At 70.4% G+C, this 18,899-nt stretch carries 17 protein-coding genes; 5 read left to right on the top strand and 12 right to left on the bottom strand.

All coding sequences use genetic code 11. The features are described 5' to 3' along the window. Positions 1-2: 2 nt before the first annotated feature. Positions 3-1,799 carry a sensor histidine kinase gene (locus EX20_RS23260; RefSeq protein WP_034194904.1) on the bottom strand — a complete coding sequence of 599 codons (1,797 nt, stop codon included), beginning with the start codon at positions 1,797-1,799 and terminating at the stop codon, positions 3-5. After that, a complete protein-coding gene (locus EX20_RS23265) occupies positions 1,796-2,443 on the bottom strand; it encodes a response regulator (RefSeq protein WP_011881398.1) in 648 nt (215 codons plus the stop codon). Before EX20_RS23265 ends, EX20_RS23260 begins: the two co-directional genes overlap by 4 nt. 290 nt (positions 2,444-2,733) lie before the next feature. On the opposite strand from EX20_RS23265, the gene EX20_RS23270 reads away from it, so the two are divergent. The 3 genes from EX20_RS23270 (at position 2,734) to EX20_RS23280 (ending at position 5,855) form a co-directional block, all read left to right on the top strand. After that, positions 2,734-3,186 carry a hypothetical protein gene (locus EX20_RS23270; protein ID WP_034194905.1) on the top strand — a complete coding sequence of 151 codons (453 nt, stop codon included), beginning with the start codon at positions 2,734-2,736 and terminating at the stop codon, positions 3,184-3,186. A gap of 96 nt (positions 3,187-3,282) precedes the next feature. Further along, positions 3,283-5,301 carry an LssY C-terminal domain-containing protein gene (locus tag EX20_RS23275; RefSeq protein ID WP_011881400.1) on the top strand — a complete coding sequence of 673 codons (2,019 nt, stop codon included), beginning with the start codon at positions 3,283-3,285 and terminating at the stop codon, positions 5,299-5,301. A 44-nt stretch (positions 5,302-5,345) separates the two neighbouring features. Then, the gene (locus tag EX20_RS23280; RefSeq protein ID WP_034194906.1) at positions 5,346-5,855 is read left to right on the top strand and encodes a GNAT family N-acetyltransferase; all 510 of its coding nucleotides are present in this window, start codon (positions 5,346-5,348) and stop codon (positions 5,853-5,855) included. Positions 5,856-5,862: 7 nt separating this feature from the next. Here the strand turns inward: EX20_RS23280 and EX20_RS23285 are convergent, their stop codons facing one another. Then, positions 5,863-6,816: a hypothetical protein gene (locus EX20_RS23285; protein ID WP_034194907.1), complete on the bottom strand. Its 954-nt coding sequence runs from the start codon at positions 6,814-6,816 to the stop codon at positions 5,863-5,865. A gap of 58 nt (positions 6,817-6,874) precedes the next feature. Then, entirely contained in the window at positions 6,875-6,997 is a 123-nt protein-coding gene (locus tag EX20_RS33200; RefSeq protein ID WP_006479692.1) for a hypothetical protein, read from the bottom strand. 513 nt (positions 6,998-7,510) lie between these two features. On the opposite strand from EX20_RS33200, the gene EX20_RS23295 reads away from it, so the two are divergent. Further along, entirely contained in the window at positions 7,511-8,758 is a 1,248-nt protein-coding gene (locus tag EX20_RS23295; protein ID WP_034194908.1) for a YbfB/YjiJ family MFS transporter, read from the top strand. Between the two features lie 82 nt (positions 8,759-8,840). Here the strand turns inward: EX20_RS23295 and EX20_RS23300 are convergent, their stop codons facing one another. From EX20_RS23300 to EX20_RS23330, 7 genes are read right to left on the bottom strand one after another with little or no spacing between them, the layout of a single operon-like run. Further along, a complete protein-coding gene (locus EX20_RS23300; protein WP_011881405.1) occupies positions 8,841-9,887 on the bottom strand; it encodes an ABC transporter substrate-binding protein in 1,047 nt (348 codons plus the stop codon). After that, positions 9,884-11,035, bottom strand: a complete 1,152-nt coding sequence (locus tag EX20_RS23305) for an NAD(P)/FAD-dependent oxidoreductase (RefSeq protein ID WP_011881406.1) — start codon at positions 11,033-11,035, stop codon at positions 9,884-9,886. The genes EX20_RS23300 and EX20_RS23305 overlap by 4 nt, the downstream gene beginning before the upstream one ends. Then, positions 11,028-12,455, bottom strand: a complete 1,428-nt coding sequence (locus EX20_RS23310) for an FAD-dependent oxidoreductase (protein WP_034194909.1) — start codon at positions 12,453-12,455, stop codon at positions 11,028-11,030. Before EX20_RS23310 ends, EX20_RS23305 begins: the two co-directional genes overlap by 8 nt. After that, entirely contained in the window at positions 12,452-12,802 is a 351-nt protein-coding gene (locus tag EX20_RS23315; RefSeq protein WP_034194910.1) for a (2Fe-2S)-binding protein, read from the bottom strand. Before EX20_RS23315 ends, EX20_RS23310 begins: the two co-directional genes overlap by 4 nt. After that, positions 12,802-13,596: an ABC transporter permease gene (locus EX20_RS23320; RefSeq protein ID WP_011881409.1), complete on the bottom strand. Its 795-nt coding sequence runs from the start codon at positions 13,594-13,596 to the stop codon at positions 12,802-12,804. Before EX20_RS23320 ends, EX20_RS23315 begins: the two co-directional genes overlap by 1 nt. Further along, positions 13,593-14,576 carry an ABC transporter permease gene (locus tag EX20_RS23325; RefSeq protein WP_034194911.1) on the bottom strand — a complete coding sequence of 328 codons (984 nt, stop codon included), beginning with the start codon at positions 14,574-14,576 and terminating at the stop codon, positions 13,593-13,595. Before EX20_RS23325 ends, EX20_RS23320 begins: the two co-directional genes overlap by 4 nt. Continuing rightward, positions 14,577-15,659, bottom strand: a complete 1,083-nt coding sequence (locus EX20_RS23330) for an ABC transporter ATP-binding protein (protein WP_034194912.1) — start codon at positions 15,657-15,659, stop codon at positions 14,577-14,579. 294 nt (positions 15,660-15,953) lie between these two features. Between EX20_RS23330 and EX20_RS23335 the strand changes: the two genes are divergently transcribed. After that, positions 15,954-16,829 carry an IclR family transcriptional regulator gene (locus EX20_RS23335; protein WP_011881412.1) on the top strand — a complete coding sequence of 292 codons (876 nt, stop codon included), beginning with the start codon at positions 15,954-15,956 and terminating at the stop codon, positions 16,827-16,829. 105 nt (positions 16,830-16,934) lie between these two features. Here the strand turns inward: EX20_RS23335 and EX20_RS23340 are convergent, their stop codons facing one another. Beyond that, entirely contained in the window at positions 16,935-18,497 is a 1,563-nt protein-coding gene (locus EX20_RS23340) for a methyl-accepting chemotaxis protein (RefSeq protein ID WP_034194913.1), read from the bottom strand. Positions 18,498-18,899 lie beyond the last annotated feature (402 nt).

The raw sequence follows: 18,899 nt of genomic DNA on the forward strand, positions 1-18,899 counted from the left end.
GGTCATTCCTGTGTGCGCGCGGCGTGGCGTGCGTCGTACGCGATCGCGACATGCGCGGCCGCCACCGGAACCTCCACCTCGACCGTCGTGCCTTCGCCGAGCGTCGTGTCGATGCGCAGCGTGCCGCCGACGAGGTAGGCGCGCTCGCGCAGGCCCACCAGCCCGAACGAGGCGGACTTGCGCGGCGCGCCCGGATCGAAGCCGGCGCCGTCGTCGCGAATCGTCAGCACGAGCGTCTCGTCGCGATACGCGAGCGCCACGCTCGCGCTCGACGCGGCCGCATGCCGCGCGACGTTCGCGAGCGCTTCCTGCGCGATGCGGAACACGGCGGTCGCATACGGCTCGTCGAGCTGCAATTCGCCGGGCTCGACGCGCAGCGTGCAAGCGACCCCATGACGGCGCTGGAAATCTTCGACGAGCCATTGCATCGCGGCCGCGAACCCGAGGTCGTCGAGCATCAGCGGGCGCAGGTCGGACGCGATGCGGCGCGTCGCGGTGACCGCGCCGCGCGCGAGCGCGTGCATCGCGCCGATCTTGCGGGCCAGGGTCGCGTCTTCCTGCGGCACGTGATCGAGCAGCCATTCGAGGTCGTTCTTCAGCGTCGCGAGCGTCTGCGCGAGTTCGTCGTGCAGCTCGCGCGCGATGCGGCGCTGTTCGGCCTCGCGCGCGCTCGCACTCATCGCCGCGATTTCCCGCAACTCCTCGCGCGACGCCTGCAGCGCCCGCTCCGCGCGCACGCGCTCCTCGACCTCGCGCCGCAGGTCGCGGTTCGACGCGCTCAACTGCGCGGTGCGCGCCGCGACACGCTGCTCGAGCCGTTCGTTCGCGTCGTTGAGCTGCGCGCTCTTCTGCACGACCAGCAGGTGCTGATAGCGCGCGCCGGCGAGCGCGTGCACCGTCTGCGCATGAAGCCGGCCGTTCTCGAACAGCAGCGCGAACAGCACGACGGCCGACGCGACGAGGCCGTAGGTGCGCCCCGCGTAGAAGCCGAGGTCGAAGCGCCCGTGGTTCAGCATCGACGACAACGCGATGTCGAACAGCCACGCGACCAGCACGATCATCAGCCACAGATCGAGCACCGAGTGACGGCGCCGCTGCCGCCACAGCAGCACGAGCGCCGCGAGGTTCAACCCCCAGACGACCGCGATCGCGTTCGTCATCGTCGCGGTCATCCGGTTGCCGTCCATGATGCGCGGCAGCAAATCGTGGCCGGCGGTCGCGAGCAACGCGAGCGCGGCGGTCGCGCCGGCGGTCAGCGCGATGCACAGCAGCACGGGAACCGCCGCGCGGCGCCGCTGCAGCGATGGGCTGCGCGTACGCGAGGCCGCGCGCAGCAGCGCGTATACGCCGAGCGCCAACGGAAAGCCGCCGTGCCAGAACAGATACAGCCATGCGGTGGTCTGCTCGCCGGCGCCGAGCAGGCCGGTCGGCGTGAACAGCCCCGGAAAGGTCAGCATGTGCGTGCCGGCCATGAAGCCCGTGAACAGGTAGCCGCCGGCGAGCGCGAGCAGCGATTTCTCGCGCAGGATCGCGAACTGGCCGAGCAGCAGCCCGGCCGTCACGATGTCGCTGACGACGATCGCCGACTGGTACACCGGAATGAAGCCCCATACCCGCGGCAGCTGCATGCGCGCGAACGGCGCGAGCGCGACGAAGATCGCGACCGACACGAGCACCGTCGCGAGCGCGAGCCGCCGCTCGCGCCGGCCCGGCGGCAGCGACGACATGAACATGTGTGACGGCTGCGGCGCGTCGTCGTCGGCGGCGGCCGGCTCGCGCATGCGGAACGCGGCCATCATGCGTCGCCCACGCCGAGATCGAGCTCGTGGCGCACTGCGTAGCGCACCAGCGCGGCCTCGTGCGGCAGATCCATCTTCTCCAGGATGCGGGTCTTGTAGGTGCTGACCGTCTTCGCGCTCAGCGCCAGCTCCGAGGCGATCCGCGTGACCGTCTGACCGGCTACGATGCGACGCATCACGTCGAGCTCGCGAGCGGACAGCCGTTCGTGCGGCAGCAGGTCGGCCGGCGTACGCAGCGTGCGCGCGAGGCTCTCGGCGGCCGACGGGCTGACGTACACGCCGCCCGCCGCGACCTTGCCGACGGCTTCCACCAGCGCGGTGCTCGCGCTGTCCTTGGTCAGGTAGCCGGTCGCGCCGGCCTTGAACGCGCGGGCGGCGTATTGCGTCTCCGCGTGCATCGTCAGCACCAGCAGCCGCAGCGACGGCGCGCGTTTCTTCAGCAGCCGGATCAGGTCGATGCCGGTCGGTCCCGGCATCGACAGATCGAGCAGCAGCACGTCGGCGGCGTGCCGTTCGGCGAGCGCCAGCGTGGCGTCGCCGTCGCTCGCCTCGCCGACGATGTCGAAGCCGCCGGCCGTCTCCAGGATGTGACGCAGCCCGTCGCGCATCACTGCATGATCGTCAGCCAGAATTACCCTGATCATCGAGCGGTTCTCTCCCGGATGGCGCCGCGTGGCCGCGGCTGTTCGTCCAACAATATATTCCGCCGCAGCGGCAAACGGTGTGCCCGATGTATCTTTTTGAGACACTTGAGCGGGGAATGCATATTGCAGCGAAACGATCGCCGCGTACAGGTGCAGGCGGCAGCGCCAGACGGGGCGGGCGTTTCCGCGTGGTCGTCGGCCGCCGGCCGGCGCCGCGGATCGCGGGACGGCCTGTTTAAGAGATAAACTGGTGAGCGATTGGAATGCGTCCCGCCGAAGGAATCCCGACGATGGTCGATCTCGTCCACATCCTGCCGTCCGTGCTGCCCGACGCCGTCGCGTGGGCCGGTGCGCAGGCCGCGCAGGGGCTTGCGCACGGCGCGCCGCTGACGCGCGCGCAGCACGCCGATGCGCGCGCCGTCGGCGTCGCGCAGCCGGAGCTCATCCGCGTCGTGATCGCGGATCGGTTGCCGTTTCCCGATACGCCGACGCTGGGCGCGATCGCCCGCGACTCCGGGCTGCTCGCGCCGGAGACGATCGGCCTCACGCTCGGCCACGCGGTCTTCGTGCTGCGCGGCCACGACACGCGGCGTTTGCTCACCCATGAGTTTCGTCATGTCCATCAGTACGAGGAAGCCGGGTCGATCGGCGCGTTTCTCGCGCGCTATCTGCATGAAATCGCGACCGTCGGTTACCACGACGCGCCGCTCGAGGCGGACGCGCGGCAGCACGAGTTCGACTGACGCTGCCCACGGGCGCGCACGCGCATCGACGAAGCCGCACGCCGCGGCGATGCGCCCGCTGCCGGCGCGACGCGCAGTGATGCCCGGCGGCCCGCGATGAGCGACGCGATCCACGGCTGGCTGGCCGCGATCGGCGCGCATCCGCTGCTCGTGCTGGCGGTCGTGTTCGTCGTCGCCTGTGCCGAATCGATCGCGCTGATCGGCACGATCGTGCCGGCCGGCGCCGTGATGTTCGCGGCCGGCACGCTGATCGGCGCGGGCGCGCTCGACGCCTGGACGACGCTCGGCGTCGCGGCGGTCGGCGCGATCGTCGGCGACGGCGTCAGCTACGAGCTCGGCCGCCGCTATCGCGGCGCGATTCGCAACGGCTGGGTGCGCTTCGGCTACGCGAACGCCTATGCGCGCGGCGAGCAGTTCGTGTTGCGCCACGGCATGAAGAGCATCGTCCTCGCGCGCTTCCTCGCGCCGGTGCGCGCGGTCGTGCCGGTCGTGGTCGGATGCGCGACGCTGCCGCGACGCGCGTTCTATCCGGTCAACATCGTCTCGGCGCTGATCTGGGCGCCCGTGCACGTCGCGCCCGGCATTCTGTTCGGTGCGTCGGCCGCGCTGGCCGCCGCGATCAGCGTGCGGGTCGCGGCGATTCTGCTGGTGGTGGCCGCGCTCGTCGCGCTCGTATGGATCGGCGTGCGCCTCACGCTGCGGCGCGGCTGGCCGTTGCTGCGCCGCATAGCCGCCGCGGGCATGCACGCGTGCGCGCGGCGCTGGCCGCGCTTCGGCACGCGGCTGCACGCGGCGATCGAAGCGCTTCGGCGGCTGCCGGGCGCCGTGCCGGTGCTCGCGCTGCTGTTCGTCGGCTGCGTGTGGCTGTTCGGCGACGTCGTGCGCGACGTCGTCGCGAACGATCCGCTCACGCATGCCGACATTGCGCTGTACTCATTTCTGCAGAACCTGCGCACGCCGCCCGTCGATGCGGCGATGCGCGCGCTGGCCGTGCTGCATGGACGCGATACGGGGCTGATCGTCGCCGCTGCGTTTCTCGTCTGGCTGATGATCCACCGCTGCTGGCTGACGTCGGCGTGGTGGGCCGCGACGGTCGGCGTCGCGGTCGTGCTCGCGCCGGCGTTCGGCGCCGGCGCGCTCGGCACGACGCCCGCGAGCCTGCCGCCCGGCACCTTGCACGTGCCGCTGCCCGACGCCGACGCGGCGTTCGCGATCGTCGCGAGCAGCGGCATCGGCTGGCTGCTCGCGCGCGACCGGCCCGCGCTGTGGCGCGTGCCGGTCGTCACGGCCGTCGTGCTGTGGATCGTACTGGGCGGCTTCGCGCGGCTCTATGTGGGCGACACCTGGCTGTCGGGGCTGATCGGCGGCTGGAGCCTCGGGCTCGCCTGGTTCGCGGTGCTGGCCGCCACCTATGCGTACTGGCGGGTGCGCGAGCACGTGCAGCCGCGCGGCGCGCTGGTCGCGCTGGTGGTCGTCACGGCGACGGCCGGCGTGTGGACCGTGCCCGCGCAGTGGGCGCTCGATCGCGCGGCGCGTCCGCATGTGGGCGACGTCGTCGCGATGACGGTCGACCAGTGGCTGCGCGGCGGCTGGCAGCGCGTGCCGGTGCGACGCACCGAGATCGGCGGCGATCGCGAGGAGTATCTGCCGCTGCAATGGTGCGCGACGTCGGATACGCTCGATCGCCATCTGTCGCTGGCCGGCTGGCAACGCGCGACGCCGTGGTCGCCCGCGAGCGCACTGCGCTGGCTGCTGCCGCAGGCGCAGGCCGACGCGTTGCCGGTGCTGCCGCGCTACACGCACGGCGAGAGCACGCGGCGCGAGTTCGTGCGCGTCGATCCCGCGCGGCCGGACAGCCGTCTCGTGCTGCGGCTGTGGCGTTATCCGTACGTGTTGCAGGACGCGCTCGGCACGCGGCCGCTGTGGTACGGCGCGCTGTATCGCGAGACGCTGCATCGGCCCGCGCGGCTGATGACGATCGTGCGCACGACGACGGTCGACGATGCGGCCGCGATTGCGCAGGCACTCGACGTCGAGCCGAGGCTCGAACGCCCGCCGGCGGACATGCACGCGGCGCCGGCGACGGTGGTGCTCGTGTGGATGGTGCAGCCTTGATGCGCGCGCCACTCCGCTCCCATCCTTCAACCGCAAGGACCCCAATGATCACGCTTCGCCCGATGACCGAAGACGACTTCGCGCGTTTCTGGCCCACCTACCGCGCGGTCGTCGCCGCGCAGGAAACCTACGCGCTCGATCCCGCGCCGACGCTCGAAGCCGCGCGCACGCTGTGGCTCGATGCGCCGCTCTGCACCTGGGTGGCCGAACAGGACGGCGAGCTGCTCGGCTCGTACTTCCTGAAGGCGAACGCGGCCGGCCCCGGCAGCCACGTGTGCAACTGCGGCTACATGGTCAGCGAGGCCGCGCGGGGCCGCGGGCTCGCGCGCGCGATGTGCGAGCACTCGCAGCAGGTGGCGCGCCAGCGCGGCTTTCTCGCGATGCAGTTCAATTCGGTGGTCGCGACGAACGACGTGGCCGTCGCGTTGTGGCAGAAGCTCGGCTTCGAGATCGTCGGGCGCCTGCCGCGCGCGTATCGGCATGCGCGGCTCGGCTTCGTCGACTGCTTCGTGATGTTCAAGTGGCTCGGCGACGCAGCCGCCGCCGAAGCCTGACGCGCGCTCAGACGGCGAACGCGCCGTCGAACACGATCCGCTCGTCGAACGCGAGCGTGCCGCGCGCGAAGATCAGGTCGAGATGATGACTGCCGTTCGCGCCGCCGCCCAGACCGAGATGCAGGCCCGGGTGGCGTTCCTCGAAGCCGGCGTTGCGGCCGTACAGCGCGCGGATGCCGAGGTTCGTGCCGATCCCGAACTCCTCGATGCGCCGGTGATTGTCGTGGCGCTCGAGATAGGCGGCGAAGTCGCGCCGGAAGCCCGCATCGTCGCTGTCGAAACCGTCGATCAGGCTGTCGCGCACGTGCAGCGTCGCGAGCCGCTCGGCCACGCGGTATTTGATCGCGAACGGCACGGTGCCGAGGAAGGTGCCGCTGAACACGATCGAGCCGTTGAGGTCGGTGACGTGCGTCGCGATCTCGCCGGGCACGACGTCGAGGTTGCCCATGCCGTCGACGCTCGTCCATTTCTGGGCCGCGGCGAGCGAACCGCTGAGCCGGTTGCCGGCCTCGTCGATGAAATGGATCTGCGATGCGTGCGCGGCCGCTTCGATCAGCCGCGCGTTGCGCGCGGCGATGTCGTCGAGCGATTCGGCGAACGCCTCGTCGAGATGCGGGCCGTAATCCTTGAACAGCACCGACTTGTTCCAGTGCTCGACGATCGCGGGACGGATCGCCGCAAGAAACGGCGGGCCGCTCGGCGACGGCGTGGGCAGGCATGAGGAGTCGTACAGCAGCACGAACAGATCGGCCTGCGTGAGCGCGGCGGCGATGTCGTCGGGTGCGGTGTTTTCGAGGCTGAGAGTGGTCGCGTCGAGCGAGGCGGGCAGGGCGGAAAACGCGCGCAACGCGGTGTCGCGATTGCGGGTGTCGTAGCCGACCAGCAGTTTGCCCGTCTCGCCGCGTGCGAGCTTGTCGCGCAGCGCCGGATGAAAACCCAGCGCGCGATGCAGGTTCAGCATGCGTGTCTCCGGAAGCGGCGGAAGGGCCGCAGCCCTTCCGCGGGAACGGACGGGCCGCTCAGACCGGCCAGAGCGCGGTGCCGAACGGCACCACCGCATCCTCGACCATCATGTCGACGGCCTCGGGGTGCGTGTCTTCCTGCATCCAGTCAAGCAATTCGATCTGCTGGGTTTCCTGCATGTCAATTCTCCTGTGGTGAACAGCGATTCAACATGAAAGCACGGTAAGGGTATTACCGCCGCCCACCCGGTATTTCCTGAATGCCGGGCGAGTGGCGTCGATATTAGTCTGAGGATTTATCGAATGCAATGCATTGCTGCGTTTTTAGTCGTTCGTTGATAAACACGCGGAATTCGCGCCTGTCGGCGTGATCCGGGGCCGGATGAAGCCGAATCGATTCAAACGCGCGCGGCGATTTTTTTTGGAATATCGGCGATGGGAGCAATTCAGCGGGGAATTGTATTTTTTATAATTTCAATCGGCGTATGGCGGCTTCTTTTTTTGCATTCGGTCATGCGCAACATGCGCACGCACGACCGGCCGCGCTCGCGCGCCGGCGGTTGCCGATGCCGCACCGGGCACGCGCGGCGCGGCCGGTTTTCTGGCACCATCTGACGGCTTCCTCACGCGCGGCCACGGCCGCGCGCACGGCCGGTCAGGCTGGACGATTCGAACCATCATGGAGACACCGCGATGCGCGCAGCGCCGCCACCGCAGCATGCCGCCCGCGCACGGGCGGGCGCCGGCACGGCCGAAGCCGACCGGATGGCCGCTTGGCGGCTCGCGGTCCGGCTGTCGCTCGGCAGCGCGATCGCGCTGGGGCTCGCGCGCTTTTCGTATGCACTGCTGCTGCCGCCGATGAAGGCCGATCTCGGCTGGTCGTTCGCCGAGGCCGGCGCGCTCAATACGGCCAACGCGGCCGGCTATCTGCTCGGCGCGCTCGTCTTCCCGTTGCTGTCGCGGCGCTGGCGCGCGGGCACGCTGCTCACCGCCGGCTGCGTGCTCACCGTATCGCTGATGGCCGCTTGCGGGCTGGTGTCGGGCACCGACGCGCTGCTCGCCGCGCGCGTCGCGACGGGCATCGGCAGCGCGCTGATCTTCATCAGCGGCGGCGTGCTGGCCGCGCGGCTCGCGTCCGCGTCGCCACGCGACGCGGGGCTGCTGCTCGGCCTGTACTACGGCGGCACCGGCTGGGGGATCGTCGCGTCGTCGCTGCTGGTGCCCGCGACGCTCGTGCATCGCGCGCACGGCTGGCAACCGGCCTGGTTCGCGCTCGCAGTCGCGTGCGTGCTGTTCTCGGCGGCGGCCGTGTCGGCCGCGCGCCGCATCGAGCACGCGCACGCGGCAGCGGCCGTGCGGCGCGACGCCGCCGCGCCGGCCGCGATCGCCGGCCCCGCGCGCTTCGCGTTCGCGCTCGCGGGCTACGGGCTGTTCGGCGTCGGCTACATCGGCTACATGACGTTCATCGTCGCGCTGCTGCGCGGCGCCGGGATGAGCGGGACGGTGGTGGCCGCGTTCTACGTGATGCTCGGCGTGGCGACCGTCGTGTCGGCACGGCTATGGTCGACGCTGCTCGACCGGATGCGCGGCGGCCAGGCGCTCGCGGTGCTCAATGCGTTGCTCGGCGTGGCGACGCTGATGCCCGCGCTGTTCGTTCATCCGGCAGCGGCGTTCGCGTCGGGCGTGTTGTTCGGCGCGACGTTTCTGTCGGCGGTCGCGTCGACGACCGCGTTCGTGCGTCACAACCTGCCGCCGCAAGGCTGGGCGAAGGGCATCAGCGCGTTCACGACGGTCTTCGCGTTCGGACAGATCGCGGGGCCGGTCGCGATCGGCTGGGTGTCGGACAGCGCGGGGCTCGCGCGCGGGCTCGTCTATTCGGCGCTGACGCTGTTCGCGGGGGCTGGGCTGGCGGCGGCGCAGCGGGCGTTGCCGCGCCGCTGATCGCCGGCGCGCGGCCGGCGCGCACCGCGTCCGCGGAGGATGGCCGCGGCGCCGGCGATGGCGCACCCCCAACCCTCGACACTCACCGCTCGATCTGCCGATTCCAGCGCGTATCCCACTGCGTGCGATGCGCGTTGATCGCGGTCCAGTCGACCACCGTCACCTTGTGCAGCAGATCGTCGACGTTGCCGAGGCTCTGCTGCATCGCGGCGGGCATCTTCGCGAGCCGGTTGGTCGGGATCTGCCTGCCGGCCTCGGCCGCCTTCGTCTGCGCGGGGGCCGACAGCAGGAACTGCGCGAGCTTCTGCGCGAGTTGCGGGTCCGGGTTGTTCGCCACCACGCACAGGTCGACCAGCAGCAGCACCGGCCCTTCCTTCGGGTTCGCATAGGCGACCGGAATGCCCTTGTCCTGGAGATCGCCGACACCGGTCGGGGTCAGCGGGAACAGGCCGGCTTCGCCGGTCTGCACCATCTCGGAGATCTTCGCCGAGTTCGGAATGTACTCGACGACGTTCGGCCCGACCGTGCTCGCCCACTTGCTGAAGCCCGGCTCGACGTTCTGCTCGCTGCCGCCGAGCAGCCGGTTGATCGCGAGGAATCCGTGCAGCCCGAAGGTGCTGCTCGATGCGGACTGGAACACGACCTTGCCCTTGTATTTCGGATCGGCGAAATCGAGCCACGACGTCGGCGGCGCCCAGCCCTTTTCCGCGAACAGTTTCCGGTTGTACGCGATGCCCGTCATGCCGAGCTGCACGCCCGCGCCGACGTCGTCCTTCATCCGCGCGAACGGATACAGCTCCTTGAGCACCGGCGAATCGTCGAGCTTCTGGCACACCCCCAGGCTCACCGCGCGCGCCATCACGCCGTCGTCGAGGAACGCGACGTGGATCTGCGGCTTGTTGCGATTCGCAAGCAGCTTCGCGAGCACGTCCGACGACGTGCCGGGCACGACGACGACCTTCACGTTGTTCGCCTTCTCGAACTCGGGCAGCACCTGGCTCGTATAGGCCTTCTCCATCGGGCCGCCGTTCATGCCGACGTAGATCGTCCTGGTTTGCGCGGACGCGGGCGCGACGGCGCACGCGATGCAGAGGGCGGCCGCCGCCGCGATCGTTGCGGGCAGTTTCATCGTTGGGTCTCCTGTTGACGGATAGGGGCGCTCGGCGCGGCTTCGCGGAAGAAGCGGCCGATCGAGAATGCACTGAGCGGCGTGGCGGTTTCGCCGGCCGTGACGAGGTCGGCGAGCACTTCGCCGACGCCCGGCGCGAGCAGGAAGCCCCCGCCGGAAAAGCCGAACGCATGCAGCAGCTTCGGTGTCGTACGGCTCGCGCCGATGACGGGGTTGTGGTCCGGCGTGCAGCCTTCGACGCCGCTCCACGTGCGGATCAGCAGCGCGTCGCGCAGCGCGGGCAGCAGCGCGCACGCGTCGCGCATCACCGCGCGCGTCGTGTCGACCGACGGCTGGCCGAACTCGCCGTCGCCGCGGCCGCGTCCGCCGCCGATCACGCAGTTGCCGCGCGCGACCTGCCGCGCGTATACGCCGCCGCCGTACACGCCCAGGTTGTGCGTGATGAACGGCGGCAGCGGCTCGGTCACCCACATGTTCGGGTAGATCGGCTCCATCGGCACCGCCTCGCCGAAGCGTTCGGCGATCGTGTTCGCCCACGCGCCGGCCGAGTTGATCAGCCACGTCGCGACGCATGTGCGCGCGCCCGCATGGATGTGAAACTGCGTGCCGTCGTGTCGCACGTCGTCGACGGGCGCGTGTTCGAACACGTCGGCGCCGGCCGCGCGCGCCGCGCGCGCAAACGCGGGCGACACGATGCGCGGGTTCGCGTGCCCGTCGGTCGCGCACAGCGAGCCGCCGAGCGCCGCGCTGCCGAGCCACGGGTAGCGGCGGCGGAACGCCGCGCCGCGCATCACTTGCAGCGGCAGGCCGTGCTCGCCGGCGAGCGTCGCGTATGCATCGAGCGCGTCGAGATCGGCGTCGCTGCGCGCGAGCCGCAAGTGGCCGGACACGACGAACTCGCCGTCGCTGCCGATCAGCTCGGGCAGCCGATCCCAGATGCGCCGCGCGCGCAGCGCGAGCGGCAGCTGTTCGGCCGGGCGGCCCTGGCAGCGCACGCCGCCGTAGTTGACGCCGCTCGCCTGCGCGCCGCAATCGCGGCGCTCGAACAGCGCGACGCGCAGCCCGCGCCGCGTCAGCGCGAGCGCCGCCGACGCGCCCACCAGCCCGCCGCCGACGATCGCGACATCGTAACGGCTGCGCTCATTCATCGCGCGCCTCGTCGGGAATCGTCGCGACGTCGTCGCTTGCGAGTGCGGCCGCGATCGGAAACGGCTTCACCGGCGGTTGCGCGCGCAACCGTCCGACCTCCGCCAGCGGGCGGCCGGTTTCGGCGGCGAGCACGCGCGCGGCCGCGTCCGCGCACATGCGGCCCTGGCAGCGGCCCATCCCGGCACGCGTCAGCGCCTTCAGCCGGTTCAGTTCGGTTGCTGCGCCGTCGCGAACACAGCGGCGCAGCGTGCCCGCATCGATCTCCTCGCAGCGGCACACGATCGTGTCGTCGGGGCAGCGTGCGGCGAGCTCGGGCGGCGGCGCGAACGCCGCCTCGAGGCCCGCGCGGAACGCACCGAGCCGCGCCAGCGTGCGCTCGAGCGCGGCCGCGCCGGGCTTGCCGGAGGGCGAGCCCGACGCGAAGCCGGCATCGTCGAGCAGTGCGAGCGCCGCGCGCCGGCCCGATGCTTCGGCCGCGTCGGCGCCCGCGATGCCCGCGCCGTCGCCGGCGACGTAGACGCCGCGCATCGACGTGCGGCCGGCCGCGTCGCGCTCCGGCAGCCACGCGCCGCTCAGCGGATCGAAGCGGAACCGGCATCCGGCGAGATCGGCGAGCTGCGTTTCGGGGCGAAGCCCGAAGCCGAGGCCGAGCGCATCGCAGTCGAGCATGTGCGCGTCGCCGTCGGCCGCACGCCACGCGAGCCCGCGCACGTGCTGGTCGCCGAGCACGCGCTCGAGCGTCACGCCGGTTTCCACCGCAACGCCGTGCGCGCGCAGCCAGCCGATGTAATACAGCCCCTTCGCGAAGGTCGTCGGCATCCGCAACAGCGCGGCGGCTGCCGCCGTCTGCTGACGCAGCGGGCTCGTATCGAGCACGGCCGTGACCTGCGCGCCGGCTTTCGCATATTGATAGGCGACCAGATACAGCAACGGCCCGGTGCCGGCGAACACGACGCGGCGGCCGATCGCGCAGCCCTGCGCCTTCAGCGCGACCTGCGCGCCGCCGAGCGTGTAGACGCCCGCGAGCGTCCATCCGGGCACTGGCAGCATGCGGTCGGTCGCGCCGCTCGCAACGATCAGGCGCGAAAACGGCACGGTCGTTTCGCGGCCGTCCTGCAGCGTGTCGATACGGCCCGTGCCGCACGCCCACGCGAGCGTGTTCGGCCGGTAGTCGACGTGCGGCAGCAGCGCGGCCATGGTGCGGTGCACGGCGTCGGCCTTCGCGGCGTCGAAGCCGTACAGCGTGCGCTTGCCGCGCGTGAACGCGTGCCCGGCCGGCGGCTGCCGATAGATCTGCCCGCCCCAGCGTGCGTTCTCGTCGATCACGACGGGGCGCAGCCCCGCGTCGACCAGCGCCTCGGCCGCGCGCACGCCCGCCGGCCCCGCGCCGACGATCACCGGCTGCAGCGCGGCCGTCACGACGCGGCTCCGGTCGCGGCCGGCTGCGCGGCCGTCGTCACGAGGCGCATGCCTTCGGCGATCGGCGTGGAGCACGCGCGCAGCCGTGCGCCGGCCTCGGTGCGCACCCAGCAGTCCTGGCACGCGCCGATCAGGCAGAAGCCGGCACGCGGCTGGCCGCTGAATTCGCTCACGCGCACGCGACGCTGCGCGACGAGGATGGCGGTGAGCACGGTATCGCCGGCGAGCGCCTGCGCGGCGCGGCCGTCGAGCGTGAACCTGACCGCCGTGCGTCCGTGTTCGGCGACGCGCACGAACTGCGCGCCGTCGTCGGCGATATCGGTGGAGCGGGAAGCGGAAGTCGTCATCAATGTTGGCCGATCAGGATGCGGTTCAGGCCGTACACGCGATCGAGCAGCAGCATCGCGCCGGCGGTGATGAAAATGACGAGCGCCGACACCGACGCCATCATCGGGTCGATCGATTCGGTCGCGTACATGTACATGCGCACCGGCAGCGTGACCGTCTGCGGCGACGTGACGAAGATCGACATCGTCAGCTCGTCGAAGCTGTTGATGAAAGCGAGCAGCCAGCCGCCGGTGATGCCCGGCACGATCATCGGCAGCGTGATGCGGCGGAAGATCGTCCACGGGTCGGCGCCGAGCGAGCACGCGGCCTGTTCGATGCTGCGGTCGAGCCCCGCGACCGACGCGAGCACGAGCCGCATCACGAACGGCGTGATGACGATCGTGTGCGCGAGCACGAGCCACGCGAACGAGCCGGTTGCGCCGATCAGCGCGAACAGGCGCAGCAGCGCGATGCCGAGCACGAGGCCAGGAATCACCAGCGGCGACAGCAGCAGGCCGTTCACGAACGCGCGGCCGGGGAACGTCGCGCGCCCGATCGCGAGGCCGGCCGGCAGGCCGAGCGCGAGCGACAGCGTCGCCGACGCGAACGCGAGCTTCACGCTGTTGGCGAACGCCGTGATGAAGTCCGGATAGTCGAGGATCGCGCGGAACCAGCGCAGCGACAGTCCGTGCGTCGGCAGCGTCAGCGTTTCGTCGGGCGTGAACGCGACCAGCACGACGATCGCGAGCGGCGCGAGCACGAACAGGATCACGAGCGTGTGGAACGCCAGCGCGACAGGGCCGTTGTTTCTCATCGGGAAGCGCCTCCGAGGCTGCGCGCGTAGCGGCGTTCGAGCACGCGGTAGTAGGTGAGCATCACGACGAGATTCGCGACCAGCAGCAGCACGGCGATGGTCGCGCCGAGCGGCCAGTTCAGCGAGCCGAGGAATTCGTCGTAGACGGCGGTGGCCGCAACCTTCAGCCGGCGTCCGCCGAGCAGGCCGGGAATCGCGAACGCGCTCGCCGACAGCCCGAACACCATCAGGCTGCCCGACAGCACGCCGGGCATCAGCTGCGGCACCACGATGCGCCGCAGCGTCGTGAACGGCGATGCGCCGAGCGACAGCGCCGCGTGCTCGGTTTGCGGATCGAGCCGTTGCAGGGCCGTCCACACGGGAATCACCATGAACGGCAGCATCACGTGGACGAGCGCGATCACGATCGCGAACGTCGTGTACTCGAGCTTGTACGGCCCGAGCCCGACGAGCGCGAGCGCCTGGTTCGCGAGGCCGCCCGTGTTGAGCAGCATGCTCCAGCCGAATGCGCGCACGACCACCGAGACGAGCAGCGGCGCGAGGATGACGAGCAGGAACAGCGAACGCCACGGGTCGCGCATCTTCGACAGCACGTACGCTTCCGGCGTGCCGATCGCGACGCAGATCGCGGTGGTCAGCGCGGCGATGCCGAAGGTGCGCGCGAAGATCGCGTGGAAGTACGACGAGCCGAGCACCTCCGCGTAGTGACCGAACTGGAACGCGGCGCTCGGGCCGGTGGCCGGATCGAAGCGGTAGAACGTGAGCGCGAAGGTCATCGCGAGCGGCGCGAGCACGAGCGCCGCGAACAGCGCGAACGCCGGCGCACACATCAGCCACAGCGGCGCATGGGCGCGCCACGTCGCGCGCGGCGGACGCGGGGCGGCCGCGCGTGCCGGCGGCGTAGCGGTGCTCGTATTGGTGCTCGTGCTCGTGCCGCGTTGCGCGGGATCGGCCGGCAGCGGTCGGGCAGGCCGTGCCATTCAGGCCTCCCCGCGCATCACGCGCACCGCGTCGCTGTGCCAGTCGACGCCGACCGGCGCGCCTTCCTCGAGCGGCTCCGCGCCTTCGTTCTGGCAGCACACGAGCACTTCGCCGAGTGCGCTGTCCACGCGGTACAGCCACTGGCTGCCGAGGAAGAAGCGGCTCGTGACGGTCGCGGCGAAGCGGCCCGCGCCCGGCGCGCACAGCCGCAGCTTCTCGGGGCGGATGCATACCGACACGGCGTCGCCGACGCGCACGTCGCGCTCGTGCATCGGCAGATGCGCGGTGCGGCCCGTCTCGGCGAGATCGTGGCCGAGGTCGATGCGAATCGCATCGCCGTCGTGCGCGACGACCGTGCCGGGCAACAGGTTCGCCTTGCCGATGAACTGCGACACGAAGCGGTTCTCCGGGCGTTCGTACGCGCGGTACGGCGTGTCGGTCTGCGTGATGCGGCCGGCTTCCATCACGACCACGCGGTCGCTGATCGACAGCGCCTCGGACTGATCGTGCGTGACCATGATCGTCGTCGTGCCGATCTTGCGCTGGATCGCGCGCAGTTCGAACTGCATGTCCTCGCGCAGCTTCGCGTCGAGGTTCGACATCGGCTCGTCGAGCAGCAGCACCGGCGGCTCGATCACCACCGCGCGCGCGATCGCGACGCGCTGCCGCTGCCCGCCGGACAGCTCGCGCGGAAAACGCTGCGCGAGCGCATCGAGTCGCACCAGCGACAGCGCCGCGCGGATGCGCTCCGCGCGCTCGGCCTTGTCGACGCCGCGCATGTCGAGGCCGAAGCCCACGTTCTGCTCGACGCTCATGTGCGGAAACAGCGCATAGCTCTGGAACACGATGCCGAGGCCGCGGCGATTCGGCTTCATGTGCGTGATGTCCTGCCCGTCGAGCGCGATGCGCCCGCGCGTCACGTCGACGAAACCGGCGATCATCTGCAGCGTCGTGGTTTTGCCGCAGCCCGACGGCCCGAGCAGCGACACGAACTCGCCTTGCTCGACCGACAGGTTGACGTCCGCGACGGCGGTGAGCTCGCCGTACGTTTTCGTCAGATCCGTAAGCGTGAGAAACGACATGGGAGGCTCCGGTTCGCACACCGGAGCGCCGGTGCGTCATTGACGCGGACTCTAGCCAGCCATATTTCGGCGCGTCAATTTCGAATTCTGCTCAACGAGAGGAATTTCGGAAAAATTCCGGTGAACGGAATGAATCGACGAAGCGGGTGCGATTCGTTCCGTTGGATGAAGGGCGGCCGTGCCGCGAAAAACGCACGTCAATCCCGTGCACACCCGGATGCCCGCGGTTTTTCGGCGGGACCACAATGGCGGCTCACCCTATTCCATTCAATGAAATCATCGAGGAGCGCCGGTATGCAGGAACCCGATTCGCGCGGAACGTCGGCGGAAGCGCCCGTGCGGCAGCCGGACGACGCCAGCGGCGCAGCGGGCGTCGGCATGCTGCAGCGTGCGTTCGCGATCCTGCGCGCGCTGGCGGGCATGCAGCAGGACGGCGTGCGCGTCACGCACCTCGCGAAGGCCGTCGGCCTCACGCAAGGCACCGCGCATCGCATCCTGCAGTCGCTGATCGCCGAGCGCATGGTCGAGCAGGACGAACAATCGAAGCTGTATCGGTTGAGCGTCGACTTCTTCGCGCTCGCCGCGCTGGCCGGCAATCCGAGCAGCATGCGCACGCTGTGCCGGCCCGCGTTGCTGCGGCTGTGCGCGAGCCTCGGCGAGACGATCTTCCTGCTCGTGAAGAGCGGCTTCGACGCGGTGTGTCTGGACTTGTGCGAAGGGCCGTTTCCGATCCGGTCGTTTACCGGCGACATCGGCGGGCGCATCGCACTCGGCGTCGGGCAGGGCAGCCTCGCGATCCTCGCGTTCCTGCCGGAAGCCGAGCGCGAGGAGGTGATCCGCTTCAACGTGCCGCGTATCCGCGGCTACGGCGTGCTCGACGAGGTGTATCTGCGCACCGAGATCGAGCGCGTGCGCGAGCTCGGCTACGCGGGTCGCAACAGCGGCGTGCTCGACGGCATGGCCGGCGTCGCGGTGCCCATCCTCGATCGCACCGGCTATCCGGTCGGCGCGCTGAGCGTCGGCACGCTGGCGTCGCGGCTCGGCGACGACCGGATGCCGATGGTCGTCGAACTGCTCAGGCGCCAGGCCGACGCGATCGGCCCGCGCACGAATCCGTTCGATGCCGCGCTGCGGCGGCCGATGCACGGGCTGTCGGGGAACGGCGGCTAGAGGCGGTGCGCGGCGGCGCTGTGGCGCGGCCGGTTCCGCGGTTGGGCGTCGCCTGTCGGTCACGGCTCACCGCTCGCGCGCCATCAGCGTGCCATCAGCGTGCCATCAGGCCGTCGCCGCGCCGTGCAGACGAAACTGCGCGACGGCATCGCTCAGCCGCGCGCCCTGATCGTCGAGCGACAGCGCGGCCGCCGCCGCTTCTTCGACGAGCGCGGCGTTGCGCTGCATCGTCTGCTCCATCTGGATCACGGCCGCGTTCACCTGCTCGATGCCGGCGGTCTGCTCGTCGAACGCGGTGCTGGTCTCGCTCATGATCGCGTTGACGCGCTCGACCGCGGTGACGAGTTCGGTCATCGCCGAACCGGCGAGCGCGACGAGCGCGCTGCCGTCCTCGACACGCTGCGCGGAGTTGCCGATCAGTTCGCGGATTTCCTTCGCCGCCGACGCGCAGCGCTGCGCGAGCCCGCGCACCTCGGTCGCGACGACCGCGAAGCCGCGGCCCTGTTCGCCTGCCCGCGCGGCTTCGACGGCGGCGTTCAGCGCGAGGATGTTGGTCTGGAACGCGATGCTTTCGATCACGCCGACGATGCCGGAGATCCGCGCGGAGCTGGTGGAGATCGCCGACATCGTTTCGACGACGCGCCGCATCGCGTCGCCGCCGCGCGCCGCGATGCCGGCCGCGCCCTGCGCGTAGGTGCGGGCATCGCGCGCGTTGTCCGCGTTCTGGCGCACCGTCGCGGTCAGTTGCTCCACGCTTGCGGCGGCTTGTTGCAGCGAGACGGCCTGCTGTTCGGTGCGCGCGGACAGATCGACGTTGCCGCTCGCGATCGTGCGCACGTCGCCGACGATCGTCTCCGTGCTCGTGCGTACCTGGGTCACGGTGTCGACGAGGCCGGCCTGCATGCGCTTCAACGCCTTCAGCAGATAGGCCATTTCGTTTTCGCCGCGGATCGCGACCGCGCCGGTCAGATCGCCTTTGGAGATCCGGTCGAACTGATCGACGGCCAGATGGATGGGCTCGATGATCGCCTTCGCGAGCACGCGCTGCGCGACGAAGCCGACCAGCAGCGCGAACGCGGCGACGCTCGCCATCGCCCAGACGATCCGGTGAAAGCGCGCGCCGGCTGCGTCGTAGCGCGCCTTCTGGCGCGTGACCTGGAACGATTCGAGCGCGTCGATCGCCTGCTGATAGGCGGTGAACAGGCCGGGCGGCGCGGTGCGGTGCGTTTCGAGGAAGTCGAAGGCGTTGTCGTGGTCGAGCTGCGACATCGCCTTGAGGAACACCTGATCGAGCAGCGTGCGGCGACGTGATTGCAGCGTGTCGAACAGCGCCTGCTCGTCGGCGTCGCGGGCGTGCAGTCGCGTGTACGCGTCGAGCTCGTCGTTGCTTTGCTGGAGCAGCGTATGGAGCTGCGCGATTTCGGCGTTGGCCGGCTGGCCGGCGCTGATGATCTGCGCGACGTCGCTCACGCGTTCGCGCAGCACGAGCATCCGCTCGGAGCTGGTTTTCAGATGCAGCAGCGACGCGGTGTCGTCACGGTACATCGCCTCGAGCGAATGGTTGCCCGCGTAGAGCGCGGCGATGCAGGCGCCGACCACCAGCAGGAGCAGCACGGTGTAGCCGGCGATGGTCGCGACGAGGCCGCCGCGGATGCTGAGTTTGCGCATGACGTTCCCTTGCCGGCGGTCGAACGGCGGCCGACGGGCGATGTGGATGGCGGATCACGAACGACGACGGGCGCCGCGTCGAAGCTCGGGGCGCCGGGGTTACGAACGCGTTAACGGCGGGCGGGGCGCGGAGGTTTTATCCGTATGCGACGTGGATATGGATGGATGCGACAGGTGGGGCGCCTGCGTTCGGTTGAGGGTGGGGCGGGGTTGTTGGTATGGCCGATCGTGCTGCGGGCTGGAAAGTCGTTCGAATCTCGGCAGGCGATTCCGCTGAATCGGACGGTGGTGAATCGCTTCGTGGCAGTGAGTGGATTCAGCACGTGGGCGTGGAACGACGATGGATGGATTTGATTGAGATGCGCCAGGCGGTGTGTTGGCGATGCCGCATTCGCGGCGGCG

Source organism: Burkholderia sp. WP42 (assembly GCF_000745665.1).
GTDB lineage: Bacteria > Pseudomonadota > Gammaproteobacteria > Burkholderiales > Burkholderiaceae > Burkholderia > Burkholderia vietnamiensis.